We start from the raw sequence: 10694 nt of genomic DNA, 5'->3' as shown, positions 1-10694 counted from the left end.
CGCCCCTCTGTCGTCCCAAACGAAATCGTCCAATTCGAGGCGCGTTCCTGCGAAGTCGGTCTTCTCGTGCAGATGCTTTTGAATCAGCAACAACGGCGCGCCCGAATCCTTGATCATGAAGCGGATGCGCTCCTCCGGGTAGTCGGGATCAACAGGCACGTAGGCTCCGCCCGCTTTGAGAATCGCCAGAATGCCGACGACCATATCGAGCGAGCGTTCGGCCAGAATCGCTACCAGCTGGTCCGCTTCTACTCCCGTTTCCCGCAGCGTCCGCGCAAGGCGGTTGGATCGCTCGTTCAGCTCGCGGTAGGTCAGCTGCCGCTCATTCATGACGGCGGCCACGTTGTTCGGGTAAAGCTCCGCCTGCTCTTCGAACAAGCCGTGAATCGTCTGCTGCCGCGGGTAGTCCGCCTCCGAATCATTGAAACCGCGCACCAGCTCGCGGATTTCCTCCTCCGTGAGCATTTCCAGCGAGGCAATATCCCCGTCCGGCGCTGCTGCGATGGTTTCGAGCAGCTTGTCATAATGTCTGGCGAACCGCTCCGCGGTCTCCTGTTTATACAAAGCCGTAGCGTAATCCAACCGGCATTCGAGCTGACCGTCCAGCTCCGAAATGTCCAGGAGCAGCTCGAACTTGGATGTTAGGTTTTCCAGCGGATAAAACGATTGCTCCAGCCCCTCGATGACAATTTGCTCGTTCTCCGTATTTTGCAGAGCGAAGAACGTATCAAAGAGCGGATTCCGGCCAGTCGCGCGCGGAATGTGAAGACTTTCCACCAAGTCTTCGAACAAATAATTTTGATTTTCGAAAGCCCCGAGCGTGATGTCCTTGATTTCTTCCAGGTACGAAAGGTACGGCTTGGAACGTTCCGGACGACTGCGAATGGCCAACGTGTTGATAAACATCCCTACGATCGGCTGCACTTCTTCCTGCGTTCTTCCAGCAATCGGCGTTCCCACGATCAGATCTTCCTGACCCGAATATTTATGCATAAGGATGGAGTAAGCAGACAGCAGCACCATGTACAGCGTCGTCCCCGTCCGTGCTGCCAGCTCTTTCAGCTTCTCTGTCCGCTCTTTCCCGATATAAAACTTCACGGTTCGGCCGTCAAAACTTTGCACCGCAGGCCGCGGGTAGTCCGTCGGCAGCTCCAAGACCGGCAGCTCACCCGAAAGCTGTTCCAACCAGTACTCCTTCTGCGGCTGGAGCATCTGCCCGTAGGCTTCGGAATGCTGCCAAACGGCATAATCTTTGTATTGAATGCGCAGCGGGGCCAGCTCCTCACCCCGATACAGGCGGCTGAACTCGTCGAAGAGCAGCGCTGTCGAAATGCCGTCAGAGACGATATGGTGCATATCGAACAGCAGAATGTAGCGATCCTCGGCGACTTCGATCAGGCCGATGCGGAGAAGTGGCGGCTTGGTCAGATCAAACGGGCGATAGTAAGCTTCCACCACTTGGTCTACTTCCCGCTCGCTCACCTGAAAATAATCCACAGCAAATTCCACCTCGTCATAGATGCGCTGTACAAGCTCGCCTTGAACCTGCTCGATCCCAGTACGCAGCGTCTCATGGCGCTGAATTAGCGCCCGGAAAGCGTACTCGGTGCGCATGCGGTCCAGCTTGCCTTCGAGAAGAAGAGCCGCCGACATATTGTAGCTGCGCTCGGCTCCGTCAAGCTGACGCAGGACGTACAGACGCTTTTGCTCGGATGAAACCGGATAGTACTCGGCCTCAGCCACCTTTGTAATCTCATACGTCTCCTGCTGCTTTAAACCGCCGATTCTTTGGGCCAGCTGTTCGATCGTGGTGTAGCGGAAAACGTCCCGCAGAGGAACCTCGACTTGCAGCTCTTTTCGAATCTTGGAAACAAGCGTGGAGGCCCGCAAGGAATGACCACCCAGGTCAAAGAAATCGTCTTGGACTCCAACTCGCGCAATACCCAGCACCTGCTGCCAAATGAGAGCAAGTCTTGTTTCCAGCGTTGTGCGAGGAGCCACATACTCACGGCCTGCTTCTACCTCTCCGGTCGGTTCAGGCAGCGCTTTACGGTCAATTTTGCCGTTCGGTGTGAGCGGAAGCTTATCAAGAGACACCAGCCGGGCCGGAATCATATGGGCCGGCAGCTCTTGCTTCAATTGGGACAGCAGATCGCTCAACTGCATGGAAGCATCCCCCGCCACGTAGCCACACAAATACTTTTGCCCCTGCTCATCCGCACGGTCGGTCACTACAGCCTGCTTGACGCCTGGGAAACGCAGCAGGGCCGTTTCAATTTCGCCGAGTTCAATCCGGAACCCGCGAATTTTCACCTGATAGTCGATCCGACCGATGAAGTCGACGTTGCCGTCTTCCAGCCAGCGGGCCAAATCGCCTGTCCGATACAGACGTTCGCCCGGCGCAAACGGGCTGTCCGCAAATTTCTCGGCGGTTAGGTCCGGACGGTTCCAGTACCCGCGCGCCACCCCTGCTCCGCCGATGACAAGCTCGCCCGGAACCCCTACAGGAACCGGATTTAACGAGGCATCGACAATGTAAAACCGGGCGTTCAGCCAAGCTTTGCCGATCGGTACATGGCCCGACGGTGGCAGCTTATCCAGCGGCTCACCGTAAAAGCTGCTGTCAATGGCCGCTTCGGTAACGCCATAGCTGTTGATGATACGGAATTGTCCGCCGAATCTTTCCTGCAGCAATCGATAATCGGTGACACTGCAAGCATCCGAGCTGGTAATCAGCAACTGCATGGAGCTAACGTCCAGCCCTTCTTCAAAAATATGCTCCATGAACGGCAGGATGAGCGCAGGCGTCGATTCGAATACCGTAATGTTTTGGTCCCGAATCCAGCTGTATAAGCGGTTCGGATCAATCCGGTCATCCTTCGGTACAATCACCATCGTACCTCCGTTATACAGCGTCCGTGCGATGTCTCCGACGAACACGTCAAACGAGAAGCTGGCCAACTGCAGCAGCCGCACTGGGAACTGATCCAACCGGTACTCGCGACGGTACGCATCCGCCGTATTCACGAGACTACCGTGCTCGATCATGACGCCTTTCGGGCGTCCCGTCGTACCCGAGGTGTAAATCACATAAGCCAAGTCTTGCGGGGCGCTGCTGGCAGATTCAAATTCCACGGCTAAGGCATCCCCGTTATAAATCTGTTCATCGTCCATGGCATAGACAGCTTGAAGCTTCAGCCTGTCATCGGCCAACCAACCTCCGGCCCGCTCCAACAGATGACGCTGCGTAAGCAGCACCGATGCTTCGCTATCGCTGAGCATGTACTCAATCCGCTCCGCCGGATAATCGGGATCCAGCGGTACATAGGCTCCGCCGGCTTTCCAAACGGCGAGCACCCCGACCAGCAGTTCCACCGAACGCTCCGCCCAGATCCCCGTAATCGTCTCCCTTCCCACTCCCTGTTCGCGAAGGAGAGAAGCCAGCCGCTCGGCGCGTTCGTTCAATTCGCCGTAGGTCAGCTGTTTGTCCATGTAGACGACTGCCGGATGATCCGGAATTTCCCGGGCAAACTTTTCAACATACCGATGAAACGCTTCTCCCTCGCTCAGCCCTGCCACCGGCGGGTTAAAAACGTTGAGAATCCGGTATCTCTCCTCATCGCTCAGCAGAGAGATCTCGCGTATCGGCAGTTCGGGATTCTGAAGAAACTGGTCCAGAACGGTTACATACTGTTCCATAATCCGATCAATCTCGGCCGTCTCGAACAGGCCAGTACGATAGGAAGCATGGAGAATGACATGACCTTCATTCAGCATATGGTCAAAGCGCAGCAGCAAATCGTCCATCTCGTGCCTAGCGAAGTGAGCCTCCAGGTGTACCTTGATTTCTTCGTACTCCATGATTTTCAAAGGTAGATATTCCAGAGACGTCCGGAACAGCCCAGAAAGATCGTTGCGGCCGTGTTGTTCGCGTAAATCCTGGATCAATTGGTTATAAGGGTATTTCTGATAACGCAGATCCGCCGTATTTTCCTTGGAAACCGTTTGGAGCAAGGAAAGCACGTGCCCGTCTGGATTCAGACGAATCCGCGTAGCCACGGTGCTGACAAACATGCCGATCGTTTCTTTTTCCTTCTTGCTGGTGCGATTGGCGAAGACCGTGCCGACAGGAACATCGGTGCTGTCGGTCAGCTTGTACAATAAGGCGTACATAGCGGACAGAAATAACGTATATAAGCTGACCTGATATTGTTCGCTGAAGTCCAGAATGCGTTCGTACCGGGAACCGTCCAAAGTGATTTCCAGTTTATTGGATTCGCTGCCGATCAAGAATGGCGGATACGATTTAATGCCGGTCGTTTCAGGCAAAGTGTTGTACTTCGTCAGCCAGTATTCCTTGCCTTTTTGATAACGCTGCGATTGTTCATATTCACGCTCCTCGGAAATATAATCCAGATAGGAAGGAGCCTGATAACTGCTGGAGATGCCTTTGCGCAATTCCAGGTATTTTTCCATCACCGCATGCAGCAAAGCATTGACGGACAAGCCGTCGGCGATAATATGATTTACCGTCAAATTAAGCCATACTTGGCCGTTCGCAAAATGGATAATCGTAAATTGGTAGAGGTGTTCGTCAAACACGCTAGCCGGTTTTTCGCTTACTTCTTTCACCCAAGCATAGAATTGTTCGGTTGTGCCTATTTCGAGGCGGCTTATCCTGGCTTGGACATTCTCCGGCTCTTCGAACCACTGCATTGGATTTTGCAAATCCCCGCTAATGCGGATTCGGAAAACATCATAGGTTTTGACGATCTCTGCCGTCGCTTGCTCCAGAAGCTGTGTGTCGATCTCGCCCGTAATTTGGTAGGTTCCGGAAAGAATCGTAATGGACGTTCCCGGATTCATAATTTCCATGAACCATATTCGGCGCTGGGCTTGCGTTAATCCATATTGCTCGTTGGTATTCTCTCTCACATCGACACACTCCCGTTTTAGAGATTCTTTATAGATAGGCTTTGTACCTAGATGTCACTTAGTCACTCTTAAGAAGAACCGCGCAGGCCATTCACAGAACGGCTCCTGCGGACTCTCACCCTTTTTCGTGTCTACGTTTTCTGGTAAATACCAGTTATAAAGTAATACCTTGGATTGCTAAAAGACTCTGTCACATTCGCATGCAGGAAGCCTCCCGCCATAAAGCGGGTCTAGCCGTACAGCCGGGCGTAATAACCCCCGAGCGCCAGCAGGTCCTGATGGCGGCCCCGCTCGACGACCATCCCTTGGTTCATGACGGTAATCAAATCCGCATGTTCCACGGTGCTGAGACGGTGGGCGATCAGAATGGTAGTTCGCCCCTTCATCAATACGTTCAGAGCCTGCTGTACCCAATGCTGGGATTCGTTATCCAGCGCGGAAGTCGCTTCGTCCAGCAGCAGAATAGGGGCGTTTTTGAGAATCGCCCGGGCGATTGAAATTCGCTGCCTTTGTCCGCCCGACAACGACGCTCCTCTCTCTCCCACCGGTGTTTTATACTGTTCAGGAAGTTCCTGAATGAAATGGTGAGCGTACGCCGCTTTGGCCGCTTCGATCACTTCTTCATCCGTTGCATCCGGGTTGCCGTAGCGGATGTTTTCCTCAATCGTGCCGGTAAACAAGAACGGCTCCTGCGGAACGTATGCAATCTGCCTGCGGATTTCGTCCAGCGTGTAATGGCCGAACGGTTTGCCTTGGAGCAGGATTTCTCCGCTGTCCACAGGATAAAAGCCGAGCAGCAGCTTAATCAGCGTACTTTTGCCGCTGCCGCTAGCCCCCACGATAGCGGCGACCTGGCCCGGAAACACCTGCATGGACATGTCGACAAGCACCTTTTTATCCGCCTGATAGGAAAATTCTACATCGCGAAACTCCACCACAGCCTCCGACACGAGCTCGCTGTGAGGAGATCCCAGACGCTCCGGTTCCTCTTCCTCTCTTAGTACCTCTTGAATCCGGTGAGCGCCCGCGAGCGAATTTTGGGTCATCGACAGAACCATCCCCAAGTTCAACAAGGCGTGCGTCAGATTCACTTGCAGAACCGCCAGGGCGGCGACGCTTCCCATTCCCATCAGTCCGTAGGCATAAAGAAGACTGCCGATGACGATGATGCCGCAGAACGTGACATAGCTGATAAAATGGTTCACCGCAGCCTGCATGCCGTTCTTCTGCGCGGTTTGCCTAAGCGTCTGCGTCATTTGTTCGTTCAACGCCTCGTACTGGCCGTAAATCATGCGGATGCGGAACAACTTCACAATCTGAATGCCACCCATAAAATCTTTGAATTTTTCGGTCATTTTACCGAGCGTTTGCAAGCCTTGTTCGGACAAGGCGCGAATGTCCCGCGCAAATTTCAAGCTGACCACGGAGGACAGCAGCAAAATGACGAAGGATACGCCGGCAATCCGCCAATCGATCAACACCATGGAGACAATGGAGCCAATGCAAAAGACAACTTGAAGCAGCAAAACGAAGTACACCTGCGAGAATGTAAACTCAACGGTCGTTACGTCGTTGTTCACCCGCGACAGCAAGTCCCCATGGTGCGTCTGCTCCAGGAATCTCGGCCGCAGCCGGCACAGCTTGTCATAAAGACGTTCGCGGATATTCAGCACAGTCAGCTCGACACTGCGCTGGTATAAGTAAATGAACCAGGGAGAAACCATATTTTCCAGGAACAGGGCCACTCCCAAAATAATAAAGGCTTCCACCATCAGAGACGTATCTCGGGACACGGCGAAATCAACCAAGTTATGTACGACCAAACTGAAGGCGATCAGGAACAATGTCTGGGTAAGCGCCGTTACGGCAAGCCCAATGGCGTACTGGGTTTTGCGCTTGCGGTTCATAAACGTCAGCAAGTAGCCGAGTTCTTTCACTTGCGAGAGCCATCCGCCCTTATTCATCTGTACGCCACCTCCCTGCGTTCGGCAGACTCGGTAAATTCCTGGTAGTACGACTGGGCGTACAGTCCCTTCATCTCCAGCAATTGTTCATGAGTTCCATTTTCAACAATTTTTCCTTGTTCCATGACCCAAATTTCGTCGGCGTTTTGTACGGTAGAAAGCCGGTGGGCAATAACCATCGTCGTTCTCTGCTTCATCAATACGTTGAGCGCTTCCTGAACCGCGATTTCCGACTCCGGATCAAGAGCCGACGTAGGCTCGTCCAGCAGCAGAACGGAAGAATCCTTCAGAAAAGCCCGGGCCATTGCAATGCGCTGGCGCTGCCCGCCGGACAAGAAGCCTCCGCGCTCTCCGACATACGTCTGGTAGCCGCTGGGAAGCTGCATAATGAAGGAATGCGCCTGAGCGGCTTTGGCGGCTTCGATAATCTCGTCCATCGATGCTTCTTCCCGCCCGTAGCCAATATTTTCGGCGATCGTGCCGCTAAACAAATAGGAATCCTGGGTTACCACGGAAAAATGCGACCGAAGCTGCTCCGGATCGGCGCCGTGTATAAGGCTGCCGAACACGCGGATTTCACCCTGGTTCTCAGAAAGCGGATAAAAGCCGCATACAAGCTTAAACACCGTGCTCTTCCCTCCGCCGCTCGCTCCGACAAGCGCGATCGTCTTCCCTTCCGGCACCGAGAAGCTAATATTCCGCAGGATCGGGGAGCTCTCCTCATACCCAAAGGTTACGTTCTGAAACTCGATGGGGGCGGCGCTCGCTTTCGGGAGCGAACGGCCATTTTCCGTTTCGGTCGGCTGCTCGACGATTTCGGAGACCCTTCTCAGGGCACCGGCCATTTCGAACGTCCGCATGATGAGCTCGGGAATATGCTCCAGCGGCTCCAGACACAGATTCAGCAAGTACAGGAAGGCGATCAGCTCTCCTGCGCCTAGCTGCCCGTTGTAGATCAAATAGCTTCCATAACTGACGGCGAAAATAATCGGGCTGATCATCAGCGTGGAAAGCAGCGGGTTGACCCAGGCTTCACGCTTTTTCACGGCTAGCTTTTTTTGAGCCGTCAATTGCAGCAGCACTTGGTAGGAGCGAGATAACATGCCGGATAGCAGGTAGCTTTTTACAATAGGCATACCCCCAAGCGTATCTTGGAGATTGACGTTCATTCGGCCCATGTTTGCCTGGGCTTCCTCCGTCAACTGCTCCAGCTGCTTGCCGATCCATTGGGAAACCAGCAGCGCTACGGGAAATAACAGCAGGCTGGACAGCATCAACTCCCATTGGAGGTAGATCAAATAAGCGAAACAGCCGATGAACAATAGCGGATGATAAAACCACTGGGCGAGGTCCCGAATCATAAACTGCTGGATAAGCTGAAGGTCGTTGTTAATCCGCGACAACACGTCGCCGGAGTGCTGCTTTTCCAAATAGGAGACCGGGAGTTTGCCGATATGACGCATGACATGGTTGCGGATATCCTGCACCGCAGAGGCGCTGCTTCGCTCCACGCCGAAGCTCATGAAAAACTTCGCTGGCACACCGATCAAGATGACCACAAAAACCATGTACACGATTTGCAGAACGATTGGCCCAGCCCCCTTCTCGGCCTGGGTGGTCAGCTGCTCGATCAAACTTCCCGTCCATATCTCGATAACGGCGGCGGCAATTGCGGACAAGGTACCGACGATCATCCAGCCTTTGTGATGGCTTACATAGGACATCAACCAGCGGAACGCTTTCCAAGTAGCGTAAGCGGTTTGGCGCTTGGAAGGCGCCGCTGTGCCTTGTTCTTGAACAGATGGCTGTCGGTCAGCTTCCATGCAGCACCCCAGCCTCCGCTTCGATCTGCCGCTTGACTTGCTCTAAGATGTCCTGGATGACAACGGCCGTTTCATCCACACGTGCGAGTTCCAGCAATTCCTCGTGCGCGCCCTCCAGCCGGTAATCGGCGTAAGCTTGCGTCGTTGCCCTCCGCCAGGACGGCAATTGGTGCTCCAGGCGGAACGCTTCGCTGTCCTTCGCAATCAGTTCGTAAATCCGGGCAGTGATCGTGCCGGAATTAATAAGCTGCGCTTCGTACGCCAAGGTTGCTTTGACCTTCCGATGAACACGCTCCCGCACGAGTGGGTTGCTCATTAATTCCTTCTCTTCTTCGTCGAAATCGGCAAGCGTTTCTTCAAGCTCTTTCTCCGACGTTTCAGAGGGCGTCAGCGTGTCCTTAATCCACGAGTCCACCATGAGCACATCCGTTACGGAATACCCTCTTTTCTCCATCGTTTTGGCTACCTCGAATGTCAGGTTGCCTCCGAAGCAGTAGCCGAGCAGCACGTAAGGTCCTTCCGGCTGGATGCGGACGATCTCGTCCACATAACGGCTCAGCATGGCCTCGTAATCGACAGCATCGTCGATAAAATCAATGCCGTAGAGCACGAACCAGCCGTCGAGCCTACTTGCGAGCTCTCGGTAACCGATGCCGAAGCCGCTGCCCGGAGGGAAGCAGAACACGTTCAGATCTCCTGCTTTATTCAGCTTAATGAAGGAGTCTCCCCCTTTATCCAGGCCCAGATCCCCCTCTCCGAAAGCCATAGCTTCAACGGTTACATGATGGAATTGACGGTTCAACGGTATCTCAATGCCCGTTTCATCGTAAACGGCTTGAACGAGCCTCATCAGACTTAACGAATTGCCACCCAACTCAAAAAAGTTATCCTTTACGCCGACCTGTGGAATGCCAAGCGTATCCTGCCAGACGCGGGCGATCTTCATTTCGAGCAGCGTTCTCGGCGCGACATATTCCGCTCCTCCAGCCGCGGCTTCCTCCGGCGCGGGCAGCGCTTTGCGGTCGATTTTCCCATTCGGGGTCAACGGCATCTGCGAAAGCTGCACGAGGTGCGAAGGAATCATATACCCCGGAAGCTGCTTGGCGAGCTCCTCCTTGAGTTCATGCGCCGCCAGCCTCGTTTCCGCGACGTAGTAAGCGACAAGCTGCTTTTGGCCGTTAGCGTCGTCGCGGTCGAGCACCTTGGCTTCTTGCACGGCGTCGATCCTCAGAAGCTGCGTCTCGATTTCGTCCAGCTCGATCCGGTAGCCGCGGATTTTGACCTGGTGGTCGATCCGGCCCAAGTATTCGATGTTGCCGTCCGGCAGCCAAGCCGCCAAGTCCCCGGAGCGGTACAGTTTTTCCCCTTCCGCAAACGGGGAATCGACGAACTTCTCCGCCGTCAGATCCGGACGGTTCAGGTAGCCTCTCGCAAGGCCATCCCCGGCCACATACATTTCGCCCGCTACGCCGATCGGCACAGGGCGGTGGTTTTCATCAAGGACGTACACGCTTAGCGTCGGAATCGGCTTCCCGATATTGCTCTTCGCCGCCTCCATTTCGACCCACGTGATTTCCTTATACGTAACATGAACCGTCGTCTCGGTAATGCCGTACATATTGATCAGCTTCGTCTCCGGGTACTTCGTCTTGAAGCCCTTGAGCAGCAGTGGACTGAGCGCTTCGCCCCCGAAGATGACGTTCCTAATCCGCAGATCGTATAGATGATCCGCCAAGACCTTACGCAGCAGCTGGTAGAAGTACGTTGGCGTCTGGTTCAAAATCGTGACCTGTTCGCGGTCCAGCAGTGCCAAGAAATCAGCCGGATTTTTCGCCGTGAGCGGTGGTACGATGACCAGCTTGCCTCCATACAGCAGCGCTCCGTACATTTCCCAGACGGAGAAATCGAAGCAGAACGAGTGGAACAGCGTCCACGTATCGGATGGCCCGAAGTCGAACAGGTTCTTGTCGTT

The 10694-nt window shown here is 54.2% G+C and carries 4 protein-coding genes; all 4 read right to left on the bottom strand.

Annotated features, from left to right (window positions below; all coding sequences use genetic code 11):
- Positions 1 to 4935, bottom strand: a 4935-nt coding sequence (locus tag NQ117_RS23915) for a non-ribosomal peptide synthetase (RefSeq protein ID WP_258280507.1), incomplete at its 3' end; no start/stop codon positions are given.
- Positions 4936 to 5165: 230 nt separating this feature from the next.
- On the bottom strand, positions 5166 to 6899 hold the full coding sequence (locus NQ117_RS23910; RefSeq protein ID WP_258280506.1) for an ABC transporter ATP-binding protein: 1734 nt from the start codon (positions 6897 to 6899) through the stop codon (positions 5166 to 5168).
- Positions 6896 to 8722 carry an ABC transporter ATP-binding protein gene (locus tag NQ117_RS23905; protein ID WP_258280505.1) on the bottom strand — a complete coding sequence of 609 codons (1827 nt, stop codon included), beginning with the start codon at positions 8720 to 8722 and terminating at the stop codon, positions 6896 to 6898. Before NQ117_RS23905 ends, NQ117_RS23910 begins: the two co-directional genes overlap by 4 nt.
- Positions 8712 to 10694 (bottom strand): non-ribosomal peptide synthetase (locus tag NQ117_RS23900; protein ID WP_258280504.1); only part of this gene is annotated, 1983 nt, incomplete at its 5' end. The genes NQ117_RS23905 and NQ117_RS23900, both read right to left, overlap by 11 nt.

It is taken from the genome of Paenibacillus sp. SC116 (assembly GCF_024733555.1).
Classification (GTDB): domain Bacteria; phylum Bacillota; class Bacilli; order Paenibacillales; family Paenibacillaceae; genus Paenibacillus_B.
Note: the sequence above shows the minus strand (reverse complement) of the source record. Positions and strands in the feature narration are given on the sequence as shown.